Source organism: Streptomyces sp. NPDC088261 (assembly GCF_044740805.1).
Taxonomy (GTDB): Bacteria; Actinomycetota; Actinomycetes; order Streptomycetales; family Streptomycetaceae; genus Streptomyces.
This window is the reverse complement of record NZ_JBIURL010000001.1, coordinates 551,674-569,200: the sequence shown is the minus strand read 5'-3', so window position 1 is coordinate 569,200 and position 17,527 is coordinate 551,674. Positions and strand designations below refer to the sequence as shown.

General features: G+C 71.0%; 16 protein-coding genes and 1 tRNA gene. 10 read left to right on the top strand and 7 right to left on the bottom strand.

Annotation, left to right across the window (positions count from 1 at the left end; all coding sequences use genetic code 11):
* The first annotated feature begins 3 nt into the window (after positions 1 to 3).
* From ACIODU_RS02440 to ACIODU_RS02420, 5 genes are all read left to right on the top strand, one after another.
* Positions 4 to 807, top strand: coding sequence for a DUF881 domain-containing protein (locus ACIODU_RS02440; RefSeq protein ID WP_401762998.1), 804 nt, complete (start codon positions 4 to 6; stop codon positions 805 to 807).
* A gap of 205 nt (positions 808 to 1,012) precedes the next feature.
* Entirely contained in the window at positions 1,013 to 1,186 is a 174-nt protein-coding gene (locus tag ACIODU_RS02435) for a hypothetical protein (RefSeq protein WP_202534728.1), read from the top strand.
* The gene (locus tag ACIODU_RS02430) at positions 1,183 to 1,821 is read left to right on the top strand and encodes an aminodeoxychorismate/anthranilate synthase component II (RefSeq protein WP_356418196.1); all 639 of its coding nucleotides are present in this window, start codon (positions 1,183 to 1,185) and stop codon (positions 1,819 to 1,821) included. The genes ACIODU_RS02435 and ACIODU_RS02430 overlap by 4 nt, the downstream gene beginning before the upstream one ends.
* 233 nt (positions 1,822 to 2,054) lie before the next feature.
* The gene (locus tag ACIODU_RS02425) at positions 2,055 to 3,485 is read left to right on the top strand and encodes a class E sortase (RefSeq protein ID WP_401763507.1); all 1,431 of its coding nucleotides are present in this window, start codon (positions 2,055 to 2,057) and stop codon (positions 3,483 to 3,485) included.
* Positions 3,486 to 3,532: 47 nt separating this feature from the next.
* Complete coding sequence (locus ACIODU_RS02420) at positions 3,533 to 4,333, top strand: class E sortase (RefSeq protein ID WP_401762996.1); 801 nt, start codon at positions 3,533 to 3,535, stop codon at positions 4,331 to 4,333.
* A gap of 109 nt (positions 4,334 to 4,442) precedes the next feature.
* Here the strand turns inward: ACIODU_RS02420 and pknB are convergent, their stop codons facing one another.
* From pknB to ACIODU_RS02390, 6 genes are all read right to left on the bottom strand, one after another.
* On the bottom strand, positions 4,443 to 6,500 hold the full coding sequence (gene pknB / locus ACIODU_RS02415) for a Stk1 family PASTA domain-containing Ser/Thr kinase (RefSeq protein WP_401762993.1): 2,058 nt from the start codon (positions 6,498 to 6,500) through the stop codon (positions 4,443 to 4,445).
* A 170-nt stretch (positions 6,501 to 6,670) separates the two neighbouring features.
* Positions 6,671 to 8,131 (bottom strand): peptidoglycan D,D-transpeptidase FtsI family protein, encoded by a 1,461-nt coding sequence (locus tag ACIODU_RS02410; protein WP_401762990.1) that lies wholly within the window; start codon positions 8,129 to 8,131, stop codon positions 6,671 to 6,673.
* On the bottom strand, positions 8,128 to 9,540 hold the full coding sequence (locus ACIODU_RS02405) for an FtsW/RodA/SpoVE family cell cycle protein (protein WP_356418206.1): 1,413 nt from the start codon (positions 9,538 to 9,540) through the stop codon (positions 8,128 to 8,130). The genes ACIODU_RS02410 and ACIODU_RS02405 overlap by 4 nt, the downstream gene beginning before the upstream one ends.
* Positions 9,541 to 9,565: 25 nt before the next feature.
* Entirely contained in the window at positions 9,566 to 11,134 is a 1,569-nt protein-coding gene (locus ACIODU_RS02400; RefSeq protein ID WP_401762986.1) for a PP2C family protein-serine/threonine phosphatase, read from the bottom strand.
* Between the two features lie 84 nt (positions 11,135 to 11,218).
* On the bottom strand, positions 11,219 to 11,737 hold the full coding sequence (locus ACIODU_RS02395) for an FHA domain-containing protein (RefSeq protein WP_161310923.1): 519 nt from the start codon (positions 11,735 to 11,737) through the stop codon (positions 11,219 to 11,221).
* A 10-nt stretch (positions 11,738 to 11,747) separates the two neighbouring features.
* Positions 11,748 to 12,593 (bottom strand): DUF3662 and FHA domain-containing protein, encoded by an 846-nt coding sequence (locus ACIODU_RS02390; RefSeq protein ID WP_356418208.1) that lies wholly within the window; start codon positions 12,591 to 12,593, stop codon positions 11,748 to 11,750.
* A gap of 314 nt (positions 12,594 to 12,907) precedes the next feature.
* Between ACIODU_RS02390 and ACIODU_RS02385 the strand changes: the two genes are divergently transcribed.
* Positions 12,908 to 12,991: transfer RNA gene (locus ACIODU_RS02385), tRNA-Leu, on the top strand.
* Between the two features lie 339 nt (positions 12,992 to 13,330).
* Here the strand turns inward: ACIODU_RS02385 and ACIODU_RS02380 are convergent.
* On the bottom strand, positions 13,331 to 13,945 hold the full coding sequence (locus ACIODU_RS02380; protein ID WP_401762981.1) for an FMN-dependent NADH-azoreductase: 615 nt from the start codon (positions 13,943 to 13,945) through the stop codon (positions 13,331 to 13,333).
* A gap of 145 nt (positions 13,946 to 14,090) precedes the next feature.
* On the opposite strand from ACIODU_RS02380, the gene ACIODU_RS02375 reads away from it, so the two are divergent.
* From ACIODU_RS02375 to ACIODU_RS02360, 4 genes are all read left to right on the top strand, one after another.
* A complete protein-coding gene (locus tag ACIODU_RS02375; RefSeq protein WP_356418212.1) occupies positions 14,091 to 14,456 on the top strand; it encodes a helix-turn-helix domain-containing protein in 366 nt (121 codons plus the stop codon).
* Positions 14,457 to 14,636: 180 nt separating this feature from the next.
* A complete protein-coding gene (locus ACIODU_RS02370; RefSeq protein ID WP_401762978.1) occupies positions 14,637 to 16,148 on the top strand; it encodes a DUF2252 domain-containing protein in 1,512 nt (503 codons plus the stop codon).
* Positions 16,149 to 16,232: 84 nt separating this feature from the next.
* A complete protein-coding gene (locus ACIODU_RS02365) occupies positions 16,233 to 17,123 on the top strand; it encodes a J domain-containing protein (protein WP_401762975.1) in 891 nt (296 codons plus the stop codon).
* Between the two features lie 58 nt (positions 17,124 to 17,181).
* Positions 17,182 to 17,526, top strand: coding sequence for a rhodanese-like domain-containing protein (locus tag ACIODU_RS02360; protein ID WP_356418218.1), 345 nt, complete (start codon positions 17,182 to 17,184; stop codon positions 17,524 to 17,526).
* The last annotated feature ends 1 nt before the right edge of the window (position 17,527 follow it).

Sequence of the window (17,527 nt, the reverse complement as noted above, 5' to 3'; positions counted from 1 at the left end):
ACGTTGAGCAATTCCGCCGACTCTCCGCCAGGGGTCCCCGAGGGGGCTCCCCGGCCCGCGCCGGAAGGACCGCGCCGCCGCCTGGTCCCCCGGCCGGTCAGGCTGCTCACGGCCGCCGTCTTCGCCCTCGCCGGCCTGATCTTCGTGACCAGCTTCAACACGGCCAAGGGCACCAACATCCGTACCGACGCCTCGTTGCTCAAGCTCTCCGACCTCATCCACGAGCGCGACCGCAAGAACGCCGACCTGGGGCGCTCCGCCGCCGAGGTACGGCGCCAGGTCGACGCCCTCGCCAGCCGGGACGACGGCTCCACCGAGGCCGAGGACGCCCGGCTGCGCGCCCTCGAGAAGACCGCGGGCACGGAGGAGCTGACCGGCTCCGCCCTCACCGTCACCCTCGACGACGCCCCGCCGGACGCCACCGCCAACCCCGGCTACCCCGAGCCGCAACCCAACGACCTCGTCATCCACCAGCAGGACCTCCAGGCCGTCGTCAACGCCCTGTGGCACGGCGGGGCCCAGGGCATCCGGGTCATGGACCAGCGGCTGATCTCCACCAGCGCGGTGCGCTGCGTGGGCAACACGCTCATCCTCCAAGGACGCGTCTACTCGCCGCCGTACCGGATCACCGCGGTGGGCGACCAGGAGAAGCTGTCCCAGGCCCTCGCGGACTCCCCGGCCCTCCAGAACTACCAGCTGTACGTGAAGGCGTACGGCCTGGGCTGGCAGGTCGACGAGCACAAGCGGGAGACCCTCCCCGGCTACACCGGCACGGTCGACCTCCACTACGCGACGCCCACCGGATAGCCGGACCGGACAGCCGGGCGGGGCGCCCGCGGGCGGAGCCGGACACTCCGGTACGTGGCCCGCGCGCACCGCGTTCACGGCGGCCGCTGTGACGAACGGCAAACCCGAACGTCCGTACAGCTCCCCGGTGCACCGCCCATGTGTCCCCGCCGCCCTTTAGTCTGTTGCTGTACCGGCTGGTGCGGTACCCAACGGAAGGGACAGCATGTACGGCTGGATCTGGCGGCATCTGCCGGGCAACGTGTGGGCGCGGGCGGCCATCTCGCTCGTGCTGGCGCTGGCAGTCGTCTACGTGCTCTTCCAGTACGTCTTCCCGTGGGCGGAGCCGCTGCTCCCGTTCAACGACGTGACGGTCGACGGATCGGGGTCCGCCGGATGAGCGCCCGCATCCTGGTCGTGGACAACTACGACAGCTTCGTCTTCAACCTCGTCCAGTACCTCTACCAGCTCGGGGCCGAGTGCGAGGTGCTGCGCAACGACGAGGTCACCACCGCGCACGCCCAGGACGGCTTCGACGGCGTCCTGCTCTCCCCCGGCCCCGGGACCCCCGAAGAGGCCGGTGTCTGCGTCGACATGGTGCGCCACTGCGCCACGACCGGGGTGCCCGTCTTCGGGGTCTGCCTCGGCATGCAGTCGATGGCGGTGGCGTACGGAGGGGTCGTGGGCCGCGCCCCCGAGCTGCTGCACGGCAAGACCTCGCTCGTCACGCACGAGGGCCGGGGCGTCTTCGCCGGGCTGCCCTCGCCGTTCACCGCGACCCGGTACCACTCGCTGGCGGCGGACCCCGCGGAGCTGCCGGCCGAGCTGGAGGTCACGGCGCGGACGGCCGACGGCATCATCATGGGCGTGCGCCATCGTGAACTGCCCGTGGAGGGCGTCCAGTTCCATCCCGAGTCGGTGCTCACCGAGCACGGCCACCTGATGCTGGCGAACTGGCTGGCGCGGTGCGGGGATCCGGGTGCGGTCGGCCGGTCGTCGGGCCTCGCACCGGTGGTGGGCAAGGCGCTCGCGTGACGGCACTCCGCCCGGAACACGACGCGGGCGGCCAGGGGGCCCCGTACGCGCGCGAGGAGGCCCTCGATGCCGAGGCTGTCGAGGCCGCGGCGGCGGAGGCCGCGCTGAGGGCGGCGGTGGGCGGCCTGGCGGACCCGCTGAACGATCCGCTTCCGGGGGCGGTGCCGGGGGCGGCTTCCGGGGCGGTGCCGGGCGCGGCTCCGGGGCAGCCCGCGGGGCAGGTGCCGGGCGGGATGTCCGGTGGGATTCCGGGGCAGCCGTCTGGCCGGCCGGTGGCGAGCGGTGAGGTGCCGGCGCCCCGGGGGCGTCACGGCCGTCACCGGGGGCCGGAGAGCCGACAGGAGACGCCGGGGCAGGCTCCGGCCGCCGCCGGGGCCCCTGGGGCCGGAGGACAGGCTCCTGCGGCTCCGTCGGCCCCTTCTGCGGCGGTGGGTCCGGGGCCTTCGGCCGCCGCCGCGCCCGTGTCCGCGGCTCTGCCGCCCGAGCGGCCCGTGGCCGATCAGGGCGCGGGCGGCGGTGCGGGTGCAGGTTTGGGTCGCGGTCCGGCGTCCGTACGGGAAGCCGGCCCCGCTCCCGTTCCCGGGCGTCCCGCGTCCGGGGCGGCGCATGCCGCGCCGCCCGCCGCCGAGTCCGTACCGGGGGCGCTGGACGAGACGCTGATATCCGCCCCCCTCTCCTTCACTTCGCCGGCCCGTCCTCCGGCCGACCTTCCCGACGACGCGACCATCGGCCTCCGTACCGACGACCTGCGCCGCGCGACCGCGGCGCGGTCCGCCGGGTCCGCCACCACCGGGCGGGCCGGCTCCGGGCGGGCCGGTGCCGAGCAGGGCGGGCGCGCGGAGCGCCGTAAAGCGGCCAAGGGCGGCCGGGGACGCAGGCGTCAGGAGCCCGGGGCGGCCGAGGCCGGGAACGGCCCGGGGACGGCCGCGCACGGCTCCGCGCCGGCCAAGCCGCTCTCCCGCGTCGAGGCCCGCCGCGCCGCGCGCGCGGCGAAGGACAGCCCCGCGGTGGTCGTGAGCCGTGTCGTGGGCGAACTGTTCATCACGTTCGGCGTGCTGATGCTGCTGTTCGTCACGTACCAGCTCTGGTGGACGAACGTCCGGGCCGACCAGTACGCCGGCAAGGAGACGAACAAGATCCAGGACAGCTGGGCCAAGGGCCGCCAGCCCGGGGTCTTCGCGCCGGGTCAGGGCTTCGCCATCATGCACATCCCCAAGCTGGACGTCGTGGTGCCGATCGCCGAGGGCATCAGCAAGTCGAAGGTCCTCGACCACGGCATGGTCGGGCACTACGCCGAGGGCAAGCTCAAGACGGCGATGCCACAGGACAAGCAGGGCAACTTCGCGGTGGCGGGCCATCGCAACACCCATGGCGAGCCGTTCCGTTACATCAACCGGTTGCAGCCGGGCGACAAGATCATCGTCGAGACGCAGGACGCCTACTACACGTACGCGATGACCAAGACCCTGCCGCAGACCTCGCCGTCGAACGTGAGCGTGATCGACCCGGTGCCCCCGCAGTCGGGTTTCGCGGGTCCCGGCCGTTACATCACGCTGACGACCTGCACGCCCGAATTCACCAGTACGTACCGGATGATCGTGTGGGGCAAGATGGTGGACGAACGGCCACGCAGCAAGGGCAAGCCGGACGATCTCGTCGGCTGAGCCCGGCCGGGGGGCCGGCCGACTGGACTGGGACGGGGGCGGGTGCGGTGGCAGCGAGAACCGAACACGACGAGCAGACCGGGGCACCACCGCCGCCGGGACCGGACGCGCCCGCCGCGCCGGCCGGCCCCGACCCGTCTCCGGGCCGGCCGCCCAGGAGCCGGGTCGCGTCGGTGGTCAGCGTCTTCGGCGAACTGCTCATCACCGCGGGCCTGGTGCTCGGCCTGTTCGTCGTCTACTCGCTGTGGTGGACCAACGTGCTCGCCGACCGCGAGGCCACCAAGCAGGGCAACGAGGTACGCGACAACTGGGCGCGGGGCGGCACGGACGGCGGGGGCGGCGACGGCACCCCCCGGTCCTTCGACTCGAAGGACGGCATCGGCTTCCTGCACGTCCCGGCGATGGACAACGGCGAAGTGCTCGTCAAGAAGGGCACGGAGCCGAAGTCCCTGAACAACGGGATCGCCGGCTACTACACCGAGCCGGTCAAGTCGGCGCTGCCCTGGGACAAGAAGGGCAACTTCACGCTGGCGGCGCACCGCGACGGCCACGGCGCGAAGTTCCACAACATCCACAAGATCGAGGTCGGCGACCCGGTCGTCTTCGAGACCAAGGACACCTGGTACGTCTACAAGGTCTACAAAGAGCTGCCGAAGACGTCCAAGTACAACGTGAACGTCCTGCTGCCGGTCCCCAAGGAGTCGGGCAAGAAGAAGCCGGGCCGCTACCTGACCCTGACGACCTGCACCCCGATCTACACCTCGGACTACCGCTACATCGTCTGGGCGGAACTGGTCCGCACGGAAAAGGTCGACAAGAACCGCACCCTGCCGCCGGAGCTGCGCTGAGGGCCGGTGTCGTACACGAGGAAGCCCTGGCGCCCACACTAGTGGGGACCAGGGCTTCCTCGTTGTCAGGACGCGGGACGGGTGCCGTGCGGCGCGTGCCGTGCGGCGGTCAGTCCTCCGTACGGAAGGCGACTCCGGACGCGCCTCCGAAGAAGCCGCCGTCGTTGCCGTCGCCTTCGCCGCCGCCGCCGTTGTTGTTCCCGCCGTTCTGGCCGCCGGCGTTCACCGTGATCAGGACGACGGCCGATCCCTTGTCGACCTGGGTGCCCGAGGGCGGGGTGACGTTGAGGACGATGGCGTTGTCGTCCTGGGGCGAGTTCGGGGCGAAGGTCGCGCTGAGCCCCTGGCTCTGGAGGATCGCCTTGACCTCGCCGACCCGCTTCCCCGCCAGCTGGTCCGGGACGGCGACCTTCTGCTGCTGCGGGCCCTTGGAGACCTGAAGGGTGATCTGGCTGCCCTTCGGGGCCTTGGTGCCGCCGGGGGGATCCTGTTTGATGACGATGCCCGCGGGCTGGTCGCTGTCCACGTCCACCCGCTTGACGGTGAAGCCCAGCGTGTCCTCCAACTGCGACCTCGCGGAGTCGAACTGCTGGCCGTTGGTCACGTCGCGGACGTCGACCAGGGCCTGCTTGGCGATCGTCAGCGTGATCTCGGCGCCCTTCTCGGCCTGGGCGTTGCCCGCCGGGTCCTGTTCCAGGACCGTGCCGGGGTCTTCGTCCGACTCGACCTGCTTCGGGTCGCCGACCTTGAAGCCCTTGTCCTCCAGGAGACGCGTCGCGTCCTTCAGGTCCTTGTCCGTGACGTCCGGGACCTCGACCTTCGGCGCGCCCTCCGAGACGACGACGTTGATCGTGTCGCCCTCGTTCATCTCACCGGCCTCCGGGGCCGGGACCTGGCTGCAAATGGCGTTCTTGGGCTGGTCGCAGCGTTCGCTGCTGGACTGGGCGACCTTGACCCCGGCGTTGGTCGCCAGCGTCTCGGCCTCCGTGAGGGTCTTCCCGACGAGCGTGGGGATCGGCACCTTGCTCTTGGCGTCGTCGTCGCCGTTGAAGACCGCCTGCCCGATCAGGATCGCCCCGACCAGGACCAGCACACCGGCGACGATCAGCAGGATCGTCGAGGTGTTGGACTTCTTCGGCTGGCGCCGGCGGCCGGGGCCGCCCCCGTCGTAGCCGCCTCCGCCGAAGCCCCCGTCGCCCGGGTTCATCGGGGGGAGCATCGACGTGGCCGGGTCGGCCGTGCGCAGCGCGGTGGTCGCGTGGTCCCCGTCGCCGCCGTACCCGCCGCCGTAGCCGACCGCGCCCATGGCGGCGGTCGCGCCGACGGGCTGGCCGTCGAGGCAGGCCTCGATGTCGGCGCGCATCTCGTCGGCGGACTGGTAGCGGTAGTCCCGGTCCTTGACGAGGGCCTTGAGGACGATCGCGTCCATCTCGGGCGTGATCTCGGGGTCGTACACGCTGGGGGGCTGCGGCTCTTCCCGTACATGCTGGTAGGCCACCGCGACCGGGGAGTCCCCGACGAACGGCGGCCGGACCGCGAGCAGCTCGTAGAGCAGGCAGCCGGTGGAGTACAGGTCGGAGCGCGCGTCGACCTGTTCGCCCTTGGCCTGCTCCGGGGAGAGGTACTGGGCGGTTCCTATGACGGCGGACGTCTGCGTCATCGTCATGCCGGAGTCGCCCATCGCACGGGCGATGCCGAAGTCCATGACCTTGACCTGGCCGGTGCGCGTCAGCATGACGTTGGCGGGCTTGATGTCGCGGTGGACGATCCCGGCGCGGTGCGAGTACTCCAGCGCCTGGAGGATCCCGACGGTCATCTCCAGCGTGCGCTCGGGCAGCAGCCTGCGCCCGGAGTGCAGCAGCTCACGCAGGGTCGAACCGTCGACGTGCTCCATCACGATGTACGGGAGGGAGACGCCGTCGACGTAGTCCTCGCCGGTGTCGTAGACCGCGACGATCGCCGGGTGGTTGAGCGAGGCGGCGGACTGGGCCTCCCGGCGGAACCGGGCCTGGAACGACGGGTCGCGGGCCAGGTCGGCCCGGAGCGTCTTCACAGCGACGGATCGGCCGAGCCGGGTGTCGTGCGCGAGGTACACCTCGGCCATGCCACCACGGCCGAGCACCGCGCCCAGCTCGTACCGGCCGCCGAGGCGACGCGGCTCTTCCATAACTGTTCCGGCCCTCTCCGTCAGTCCCGATCGCACCGGTGAGTGGTCTCCGGCGATGTGCTGTACGCGCCTACGCTACCGGGCACGCCCCGTGCGGTCCGCCCGTACCGGACACCTGATACGCGACCGGTATCGCAATGTGCAGATATGGACGTGAGCCGTGACCGGCGTCACTTCTTGCTGTCGATGACCGCCTTCATCACGTCCCTGGCGATGGGAGCGGCGAGGCCGCCGCCCGAGATGTCGTCGCGGCTGGCGTCGCTGTCCTCGACCACGACGGCCACGGCGACCGGGGATCCGGAGTCGGTCTTGGCGTACGAGATGAACCACGCGTACGGGTTCTTGCTGTTGTTCTCGCCGTGCTGGGCGGTACCGGTCTTGCCGCCGACCGTCACACCGTCTATCTGCGCCTTGGTGCCGGTGCCTTCCTTGACGACCGTCTCCATCATCTGCTGGAGCATCTGCGCGTGCTCCTGGGTGAGGGGGCGGCTCAGCTCCTCCGGGTCGGTCTGGCTGAGCTGGTCCAGGTTGGGCGCCCGCAGCTGGTCGATCATGTACGGCTTCATCAGCTTGCCGTCGTTGGCGATCGCGGCGGCGACCATGGCCATCTGGAGCGGGGTGGTGCGGGTGTCGAACTGGCCGATGGAGGAGAGCGCGGTCTGCGACTCGTTGATCTTCTCGGGGAAGATCGACGCGTTGGCGCGGACCGGGACGAACTGCTCCGAGTTGAAGCCGAACTTCTTCGCCGTCTCCAGCATGTTGTCCGCGCCGACGTCCACGCCGAGCTTGCCGAAGACGGTGTTGCACGAGTACTGGAGCGCCACGCGGAGGGTGGCGTTCTTGCAGGGGATGTTGCCCTCGTTCGGCAGCTTCGTGGTGGTGCCGGGCATGGTGTACGGGTCGGGCGAGTCGGTCTTGTCGTCGATGCCGCTCACGACGCCGTGCTCCAGGGCCGCCGCCGCCGTGACCACCTTGAAGGTGGAGCCGGGCGGATAGGTCTCACGCAGTGCCCGGTTGAGCTTCGGCTGGTCCTTGTCCTCTTCGAGCTTGCTCCACGCCTCGCCGTCCTTGTCGCTGTTGCCGGCGAACGAGGACGGGTCGTAGCTGGGGGTGGAGGCCAGAGCGAGGATCTTGCCGGTCTTCGGGTCGATCGCGGCGACGGCGCCCTTCTTCTTCCCGAGGCCCTCGTAGGCGGCCTTCTGCGCGGCGCCGCTGAGGGTGAGGACGACGTCGCCGCCCTGCTTCTTCTCCCCCGTGAACATCGCCAGCGTCCGGTCGAAGAACAGCTGGTCGTCGTTGCCGGTGAGGATGCCGTCCTCCAGCTTCTCGATCTGGGTGGCGTCGAAGGCCTGCGAGGCGTATCCGGTGACGGGGGCCCACATGGGGCCGTTCACGTAGGTGCGCTTGTACGCGAAGTCGCTGCTGTCCGTCTTCGTGGAGCCTGTTATCGGCTTCCCGTCCACGATGATGTTGCCGCGCTCGTGCGCGTAGCGCTCGATCAGGACCCGGCGGTTGAAATCGCTGGAGTTCAGCTCGTCCGCGCGGACGTACTGGAGCCAGTTGTCGCGGATGAGGAGCGCGAGGATCAGCAGGCCGCAGAAGATGGCGACCCGTCGCAGGGGTTTGTTCACGGTCGGACCACCTGGGTCATCTCGGCGTCGGGTGACGGGGCGGGGGCCGGCGCGGGCCTGCGCGCGGTGTCGCTGATCCGGATCAGGATGCCGATCAGGACCCAGTTGGCGAGCACGGACGAACCGCCGTAGGCGACGAACGGGAGGGTCATGCCGGTGAGCGGGATGAGACCCATCACACCGCCGGCGACGACGAAGACCTGGATGGCGAAGGCGCCGGAGAGGCCGATGGCGAGGAGCTTGCCGAACGGGTCGCGGGCGGCGAGGGCGGTCCGTACACCGCGCTCCACGATCAGTCCGTACAGCAGCAGGAAGGCCATCGTGCCGGCGAGTCCGAACTCCTCGCCGACGGTGGAGAGGACGAAGTCGGAGTTGGCGGCGAAGCCGATCAGGTCCGAGTGGCCCTGGCCGAGGCCCGTGCCGAGCGTGCCGCCGGAGCCGAAGGACAGCAGGGCGTCGCCGATCTGCTGGCAGGCGCCGTTGGTCTTGTAGCAGCCGAACGGGTCGAGCCAGGCGTTGACGCGGTCCTGGACGTGCGGTTCGAAGGTGGCCACACCCACGGCACCTGCCCCGGACATCAGGAGGCCGAAGACGATCCAGCTGGTGCGCTCGGTGGCGACGTACAGCATGACGATGAAGACGCCGAAGAACAGCAGCGACGTACCGAGGTCGGTCTCGAAGACCAGGATCAGGATCGACATGGCCCAGACGGCCAGGATCGGTCCGAGGTCGCGGCCGCGGGGCAGGTACAGGCCCATGAAGCGGCGGCTGGCGAGGGCGAGCGCGTCGCGTTTCACCATGAGGTACCCGGAGAAGAAGATCGCGATGATGATCTTCGCGAACTCTCCCGGCTGGATGGTGAAGGGGCCGAGGCTGATCCAGATCTTCGCGCCGTTCACGGCGGGGAAGAAGACCGGGAGGATCAGCAGGACCAGGGCCACGAACATGGAGATGTACGTGTACCGCTGGAGGATGCGGTGATCCTTGAGCAGGATCAGCACGACCAGGAACAGTGCCACGCCGATGGCCGAGTAGAGGAGCTGCTTGGGCGCCGACGGGGAGAAGGCGCCGTACGCGATCTTCGAGAGCCGGATCAGCTTCGGTGACTGGTCGAGCCGCCAGATGACGACGAGCCCGAGGCCGTTGAGCAGGGTGGCCAGCGGGAGCAGCAGCGGGTCCGCGTACGGGGCGAACTTGCGCACCACGAGATGGGCGGTGCCGGCGAGGAGACCGATGCCGAGCCCGTAACCGAGCATGCCGGTCGGCACCTTCCCGTTGATCGCGAGACCCACGTTCAGGTACGCGAAGATCGGGATGGCGACCGCGAAGGCCAGCAGGGCCAGTTCGGTGTTGCGGCGGCTCGGTGCCTCGATGGCGCCGATGGTGGTGGTGTTCGTGACAACGCTCATGGTGGTGAAGAGGCCCCCTCGGCCGCTACTGCTTCCCGCAGTTCGAGGCCACTTTCTGCTCCTCTTCCGAGAGGCTGGGGCCCGGATGGGGAGTGGCTTTGTCGGGCTTGGTGGTGTCGGTCGGGCCGGGCGAGGGCTTGTCGGTCGGCTTGGTGCCGCCCACCTGCTCCTCGCTGTCGGCCACGTCGGCCGCCCGCTCGGCGGCGCGGCGCTGCTCGTCCTTCTTGCAGGCCGAGGCCTGGACGGCGAGCGCGTCGATCTTCTTGCCGGCCTCGCTCAGGTTGCCTTCGGTGATGGTGCCCTCGACCTGCTTGCGCTGGTAGGCCGGGAGGTACTTGAGTTCGATCTCGGGGTGGTCCTTGTGGACCTTCGAGAGCGAGACCCAGGCGAGGTCCTGGCTGATGCCCCGGTAGAGCGCGACATGCTGCTTGTTGGAGCCGACGTAGTACTGGGTCTGCGTCCAGCGGTAGCCGCCGTACAGGCCGCCGCCGACCACGGCGAGCGCCAGGACGACGTAGAAGGACCTCTTCGCCCACTTGCGGCCGCCGCGGGGCTTGACGAAGTCGTCGTCGCTGTACGTCCCGTACCCGCCCTCGGGCGGCATGCCGCCGTAGCCGGGGTCGTCGCCGCTGCCGGGCGGGCCGAAGCCGCCGGCGGGCTGCTGCGGTACGGCGCGGCCGAGGCCGGCCGCGCGGCCCGCGGGGGTCTGCATCGCGGCGGCGTTCTCCGCGGCGCTGGGCGGGAGCTGGTTCTCGGCGACGGCGCCGACGACGACGGGGGTGTCGTTGAGCTGGGCGGCGAGGGTGTCGTTGGCGTCGACGTCCAGGACGTCGGCGACGATGCAGGTGATGTTGTCCGGGCCGCCGCCGCGCAGGGCCAGCTCGATGAGGGTCTGGATGGTCTCCTGCGGGCCCTGGTAGCCGGCGAGGGCCTCTTCCATGGTCTGGTGGGAGACGACGCCGGAGAGACCGTCCGAACAGATCAAGTACCGGTCGCCCGCCCGTACCTCACGGATGGAGAGGTCCGGCTCGACGTGGTCGCCGCTGCCCAGGGCGCGCATCAGCAGGGAGCGCTGCGGGTGGGTGGTGGCCTCTTCCTCGGTGATCCGGCCCTCGTCCACCAGGCGTTGCACCCAGGTGTGGTCCTGGGTGATCTGCGTGAGGACGCCGTCGCGCAGGAGGTACGCGCGGGAGTCGCCGACGTGGACGAGGCCGAGGCGCTGGCCGGTCCACAGGAGGGCGGTGAGCGTGGTGCCCATGCCCTCCAGCTGCGGGTCCTCCTCGACCATGAGGCGGAGCTGGTCGTTGGCGCGCTGGACCGCCGTACCGAGCGAGGTGAGGATGTCGGAGCCCGGCACGTCGTCGTCGAGCTGCACGAGGGTGGAGATCACCTCGGAGGAGGCGACCTCACCGGCGGCCTGGCCGCCCATGCCGTCGGCGATGGCGAGCAATCGGGGGCCGGCGTAGCCGGAGTCCTCGTTGCCCTCCCGGATCATGCCTTTGTGCGACCCGGCGGCGAAGCGCAGCGACAGACTCATGCGCACCTCGCCCGTCGGCTCGCCGGTCGACTGTCGCGCCAGCCGGTCTCGAGCCACACTGCCCACCCTCCGGTCGGGAGCCTGCTCCGGTCCGCTGTCGGGACCGCTGCGGCTCGCTCGCTCCGCTCGCTCATTGTCGTACTACTTCCGCAGCTCGATGACGGTCTTCCCGATGCGGATCGGTGAGCCCAGCGGAATCGGTGTCGGGGTCGTGAGCCGGGTCCGGTCGAGATACGTGCCGTTGGTGGACCCGAGATCCTCGACGATCCACTGGCCGTCACGGTCCGGGTAGATCCTGGCATGCCTGCTGGACGCGTAGTCGTCGTCCAGCACGATCGTTGAGTCGTGCGCGCGGCCCAGGGTGATGGTCTGGCCCTGGAGCGCGACCGTGGTGCCGGTCAGGATGCCTTCGGAGACGACCAGCTTGGTGGGGGCGCCGCGGCGCTGCCGGCCTCCCTGCTGCTGGCGTTGCGGCGGCGGGGCCGCCGCCGCGGTCTGGCGTGCCTGTTGCGGTCTGGCGTCCGCGTTGCGGCGTGAGCCGCGCTGGGTGACGCGTGTTCCGAACAGGTCGCTGCGGATGACCTGGACGGCCACGATCACGAACAGCCACAGAACGGCCAGGAAACCTAGCCGCATGACCGTCAGGGTCAGCTCTGACATTGCCCCCGCTTCACCCTTCGGCTTGCCGGTAAACGATGGTGGAATTGCCCACGACGATCCGCGAGCCGTCGCGGAGCGTAGCGCGGGTGGTGTGCTGTCCGTCTACCACGATGCCGTTGGTGGACCCGAGATCCTGGATGGTCGAGGGCGTACCGACCCGGATCTCGCAGTGCCGCCGCGATACGCCGGGGTCGTCGATCCGCACGTCGGCCTCGGTGCTGCGGCCGAGCACGAGTGTCGCGCGGGAGATCTGGTGGCGGGTGCCGTTGATCTCGATCCAGCGTCGTACCTGGGTGCCCGGCAGTCCGCCGGGCGCTGCCGCCGGGCCGGGTCCGGCGGCGTGGCCGGGTCCGGGAACCGGTCCCGGTCCGCGTCCCGGGCCTCCTGGCGGGGGTGCGGCGGGCATGGGGGGCGCGGCGGCGGGCGGGTAGCCGTAGCCGCCCTGGGGGGCCGCGGGGGCGGGCCCCGAGGCCTGGGACGTGCTCGACGCCAGGGTGCGGCTGCGCACCCGGTACAGACCGGTGTCGAGGTCCTCCGCCTTCTCCAGGTGGACCTTGATGGGGCCCATGAAGGTGTAGCGCTGCTGCTTCGCGTAGTCGCGGACCAGCCCGGACAGTTCGTCCCCGAGCTGTCCGGAGTACGGGCTGAGCCGCTCGTAGTCGGGCGTGCTCAGCTCGACGATGAAGTCGTTGGGTACGACGGTCCGCTCGCGGTTCCAGATCGTCGCGTTGTTGTCGCACTCGCGTTGGAGGGCGCCGGCGATCTCCACGGGCTGGACCTCGGACTTGAAGACCTTCGCGAAGGTGCCGTTGACCAAACCTTCGAGACGCTGTTCGAAACGCTTCATGACTCCCATGGGGCACCTCCTCGGTCGTTGCTGTCCTGGTACTGCTTACTGATCGTATCCACGCGCCGGGAAATAGGCTGGTTCCCCATGTCCGCCCCGTTGATGAGTGTCACCTCTCACACGGATCGTAGAGGCGGCCTCCCGACAGTGTCCCGCACCCCGGGTGCGTGGAGGAGGAGTGGGGGCCGCCCCTGTTCGTTCCCTGTTCCGGGACCGGGCCGGCCAAACAAACGGATGTGATTCGACCCCCGCCGGCGTGCTAATCTTCTCGATGTCGCCAGGAGCGCACACCAGCAGGTGAGGCACCGGACGGCACACCCAATGCGCGGGTGGCGGAATAGGCAGACGCGCTGGATTCAGGTTCCAGTGCCCGAAAGGGCGTGGGGGTTCAACTCCCCCCTCGCGCACAGAGAAACCGAAGAGCGGGCCCCGGCCGGAGACGAAAGTCCTGGCGGGGGCCCGCTCTTCGTATGTGCGGTGGCGTGGGGGCGCGGCGGCCCGCGTCCGGTCCGGGGCGGGGACGGGCGCGCTCCCTCGGTGGTCGCGGCGTCGTTCCGTACGCCGGGGAGTGCGCGCAGTGACGCATGTCACTGGTCTCCGGGTCGGTCTCCGGGCCGGGTCTCTGGGGTGGACGCTCGGCTCCGGCGCGCTGGAGGAGGCGTACGGGCGGGCGGGAGCGGCTGCTGTGCGGGGCCGGGTCTCCCGGGAGTTGCCGGGAGACCCGCCGGCGGTCGGCCGGGGCGGGGTCAGGCCGCGTGGCGGGCGGCCAGGGCCTTGGCCTTCTGGACCGCCTCCTCGTGGGCCTTCGCGCGGGACGCCTCGGCGAGCGGGATCAGGTCGGACATCTCCGGCTTCACGGGGGCCAGGGTCAGCTCCGGGACGATGAAGTCGATCTCCGTGACGCCGAGCATGCCGGTCAGGACCTTCTCCAGGTAGTTCTGGACGAACTCGAAGTCCTCGCGGGGGGTGCCGGGGGCGTACGAGCCGCCGCGGCTGGCGACGATCGTGAACGGAGTGCCCGTCACCTGGCTGTCGGCGCCCGTGTTGGAGCCCACGATGATCACCTGGTCGAGCCACGCCTTGAGGGTGGAGGGGATCGTGAAGTTGTACATCGGGGCGCCTATGAGGACGGCGTCGGCCTCGGCGAGTTCGGCGGCCAGCTCGGCGCGCAGCTCGTGGTCCGGTCCCGCGCCGAGGGCCGCCGCGTCCAGGTGGGGGATCGGGGAGGCGGCGAGGTCGCGGTAGACGACCTTGCCCTCCGGGTGCTGCTCCAGCCAGGACTTCACGAAGGTGGCCGTGATGTCGCGGGAGGCGGAGCCCTGGGGGAAGAGGGCGGAGTCGAGGTGCAGAAGCGTGGCCATGGCGGGTCTCCATCGGGCAGGGGCGGGGGTGGTCGCGCACAGAGGGCGAAGCTCCGTAAGGAACCAAGATTCTGTGCGTACCTATGGATAACATAGTCGCTTACTTTTTTTCATCCCGTTCGGGGATCGCCAGTACTCTGGGGGCATGGCGGAGGACAACGCGGAGCACAGCGAGGACGCGTGCAGGAAGGTCGACGTGGGGATCACCCGCGTCTTCGAGCTGTTCGGCAAGCGCTGGACGGGCCCGATCGTTTCCGTGCTGATGCAGCGGGCGGTCCACTTCGCCGAACTGCGGCGCGCCATCCCCGGGATCAGCGAGCGCATGCTCTCCGACCGGCTCACGGAACTGGCGGCCGCGGGGCTGGTCGTACGGGAGGTCGACGACGGGCCGCCGCTGCGGGTCGCGTACCGGCTGACGGAGGCGGGACAGGCGATGGAGCCCGCGCTCAAAGAGCTGAGAATGTGGTCGGAGTCATACCTGCGCGAGCCGCCGCCCGACGGGCACTGCTAGATCCGCTGGATCCGACGCGCTCTTGTGGCCGGTTGATGGCCGGAACGCCTGCCTGTCCGTAGTTGTCCACAGGGGGAGGCGGCCGGCTTGGCCCGGCGGTAACGTCGTGCTCGGTTGATGTTGGCCTGATTCTGCGGGAGCGGGCACGAGCACGTACGAGCACGGGGGAGGCGGCACGCCATGGGCGAGGTCGGATCGGCGGTGGCGGGGCGGTCGGGCGGTTCCGCGGGACAGGGTTCCGGGGGACAGGCGGGTCACGGCGGCGTACGGATTCCGGAGGTGTCCGGTTTCGCGCCGCGCGCGTCCGTGGCCGGAGCCCCCACGCCCAAGGCGCGCGGGCACGCGCTGCGGTCCCGGGTGCCGCGCTCGGCGCACGACTCCCTCGTCCTCGCGGCCGGGCGGCCGGACGCGGTGCGGGCGGTCGAGGAGTCCGGCCGCGGCCGGGTGCCGGGGCTGACGCCGCTGCGGGTGGGGCGGATGGCGGCCACCCCCTTCGCGTTCCTGCGGGGCTCGGCGGGGCTGATGGCCCACGACCTGGTCGGCACGCCGGTCACCGGGGTCGGCGCGCAGATCTGCGGGGACGCGCACGCGGGGAACTTCGGTCTGTACGGGGACTCGCGCGGCCAACTCGTCATCGACCTCAACGACTTCGACGAAACCGTCGTCGGCCCCTGGGAGTGGGACGTCAAACGGCTCGCCACCTCGCTGGTGCTGGCGGGACGCGAGGCGGGCGCGGACGAGGAGACGTGCCGGCGGGGCGCCTGCGACGCGGTGGGGTCGTACCGGCGCACGATGCGGCTGCTGGCGAAGCTCCCCGCGCTCGACGCGTGGAACGCGATCGCCGACGAGCGGTTGGTCTCGCACGCCGACGCGCGGGATCTGGCCGGCACGCTGGAGCGGGTGTCGGAGAAGGCGCGCAACAACACGAGCGCGCGGTTCGCCGCCCGGTCGACCGAGGCCGTGCCGGAGGCCGACGGCTCCCCGGGCGCGGACGGACGCCGGGGCGGGACGCGGCGCTTCGTGGACGCCCCGCCCGTCCTGCGGCGGGTGCCCGACGAGGAGGCGGCGGCCGTGGCCGCCTCGCTGGAGGAGTATCTGGGGACCCTGTCGGAGGACCGGCTGCCGCTGCTCGCGCGGTACGCGATCCACGACGTGGCGTTCCGGGTCGTCGGCACCGGCAGCGTCGGGACCCGGTCGTACGTGGTGCTGCTCCTCGACCACCGGGGGGAGCCGCTGGTGCTCCAGGTGAAGGAGGCGCGCGGCTCCGCCCTGCTGCCGTACCTGCCGGCCGCCGGGTTCGAGGTGCCCGGGGTGACGCACGAGGGGCGCCGGGTGGTGCTCGGGCAGAAGCGGATGCAGGTGGTCAGCGACAGCCTGCTGGGGTGGACGACGGTGGCCGGACGGCCGTACCAGGTACGGCAGTTCAGGAACCGCAAGGGCAGCGTGGATCCGGCCGCGCTGCCCGCGGACCAGATAGACGACTACGGGCGGATGACCGGGGCGCTGCTGGCGCGGGCGCACGCGCACAGCGTGGATCCCCGGCTGATCGCGGGGTACTGCGGCAAGAACGAGGAGCTGGACGTGGCGGTGGCGGCCTTTGCCGTCGCGTACGCGGACCGTACGGAGGCGGATCACGCGGAGCTGGTGGCGGCGGTCAGGAGCGGGCGGATCGCGGCGGAGGAGGGGGTCTGACGGCGGGCGTCGTCGGCCGGGGCGGGGGCCCGGTCCGGGAGGCGGGGCGGGGGCCGGTCGGATCGCCCGTACGCTGGACGGGTGATGCACGACGCCCCTGGGGAGCCGACGATCCGTAACGACGACGAGCAGGACGTACAGGACGCGACGAGCGTGTCGCGCGCGACGGCGGACGCGGGAGGCGCGGCCGAGGCCGCCGTGCCCCGGCCCGAGGCGCGGCTGGAGAAGGCCGTGCGCGCCGCCGAGCAGGCCCTCATCGAGTTCGAGATCGCGCTGGAGACCTTCCGGGTCGAGGTGGAGAACTTCTCCCGGCTGCACCACCAGCGGCTCGGGCCGATGTACGCCAGGCTCGACGAGCTGGACGCGATGATCGCCGAGGCGCGGGCCGCCCGTACCGGCGACCCGGCGGACGTGCGCAGGGCCGAGGAGGCCCGGGCGCTGGTGCAGCCCATGCCGGGGGTGGAGGAGCTGTTCCACGACTGGCTCGACTCGGAGGGGCTGTCGCCCGAGGCGGCGGCGATGCTGACCGACCAGCCCGTACGGCCGCCCAAGCGGGTCAGGCCCAGTGACGAGGCGCGCAAGCTCTACCGCGAGCTGGCGCGCAAGGCGCATCCGGACCTGGCGCAGGACGACAAGGAGCGGGCCAGGCGCGAGGAGTTCATCACGCGCGTCAACGCCGCGTACGGGCGCGGGGACGAGCCGCTGCTGCGGGAGCTGACCGAGGAGTGGGCGGCGGGGCCCGCGCCCGCGGAGCACCGGCGCGGCGAGAGCGAGGAGCTGTACGCCAGGCTGGAATGGCTCTCGCAGCGCAAGGAGCTGCTGACACTGGTCGCCAAGGAGCTGGAGGAGAGCGCCATCGGCGCGATGCTGCGGATGGCCCCCGACGACCCGGACCGGCTGCTGGAGGAGATCGCCGAGCAGTTGCTCGCCGAGGTCTCCGAGCGGGAGAGTCAGCTGGCACAGCTGGCGGGGTAGGTTTCCGGAGTCGGCCTCACCCGGCCGGCTCGGACAGGTACGAGAGAAGGCGACACCCATGAACTTCGCCCCGCTGCCCTCCGTGGACGTCGCGGCGGTTCCGTCCGACGGCTTCGTGCTGGACGTCCGGGAGGACGACGAGTGGGCGGCCGGTCATGTCGAGGGCGCGCTGCACGTTCCGATGAGCGACTTCGTCGGCCGGTTCGGCGAGGTGACCGAGGCCGTGGCCGACGGGCGGAAGGCGTATGTGATGTGCCGGGTCGGTGGCCGCTCCGCGCAGGTCACGCGGTATCTGGTGCAGCAGGGCGTCGACGCGGTGAACGTGGACGGCGGCATGCTCGCCTGGGACGGCGCGGGGCGTCCGATGGTCAGTGACAACGGCGGTCCGGCGTTTGTCCTCTGAT

Excerpts from the sequence above, each read along its gene's own strand:
- ACIODU_RS02395 (WP_161310923.1), bottom strand. The coding sequence starts at position 11,737 with ATGTCAGAGCTGACCCTGACGGTCATGCGGCTAGGTTTCCTGGCCGTT.
- ACIODU_RS02365 (WP_401762975.1), top strand. The coding sequence starts at position 16,233 with ATGCACGACGCCCCTGGGGAGCCGACGATCCGTAACGACGACGAGCAG.
- pknB (WP_401762993.1), bottom strand. The coding sequence starts at position 6,500 with ATGGAAGAGCCGCGTCGCCTCGGCGGCCGGTACGAGCTGGGCGCGGTG.
- ACIODU_RS02375 (WP_356418212.1), top strand. The coding sequence starts at position 14,091 with ATGGCGGAGGACAACGCGGAGCACAGCGAGGACGCGTGCAGGAAGGTC.
- ACIODU_RS02390 (WP_356418208.1), bottom strand. The coding sequence starts at position 12,593 with ATGGGAGTCATGAAGCGTTTCGAACAGCGTCTCGAAGGTTTGGTCAAC.
- ACIODU_RS02435 (WP_202534728.1), top strand. The coding sequence starts at position 1,013 with ATGTACGGCTGGATCTGGCGGCATCTGCCGGGCAACGTGTGGGCGCGG.
- ACIODU_RS02430 (WP_356418196.1), top strand. The coding sequence starts at position 1,183 with ATGAGCGCCCGCATCCTGGTCGTGGACAACTACGACAGCTTCGTCTTC.
- ACIODU_RS02360 (WP_356418218.1), top strand. The coding sequence starts at position 17,182 with ATGAACTTCGCCCCGCTGCCCTCCGTGGACGTCGCGGCGGTTCCGTCC.
- ACIODU_RS02380 (WP_401762981.1), bottom strand. The coding sequence starts at position 13,945 with ATGGCCACGCTTCTGCACCTCGACTCCGCCCTCTTCCCCCAGGGCTCC.
- ACIODU_RS02405 (WP_356418206.1), bottom strand. The coding sequence starts at position 9,540 with ATGAGCGTTGTCACGAACACCACCACCATCGGCGCCATCGAGGCACCG.
- ACIODU_RS02425 (WP_401763507.1), top strand. The coding sequence starts at position 2,055 with ATGTCCGGTGGGATTCCGGGGCAGCCGTCTGGCCGGCCGGTGGCGAGC.
- ACIODU_RS02370 (WP_401762978.1), top strand. The coding sequence starts at position 14,637 with ATGGGCGAGGTCGGATCGGCGGTGGCGGGGCGGTCGGGCGGTTCCGCG.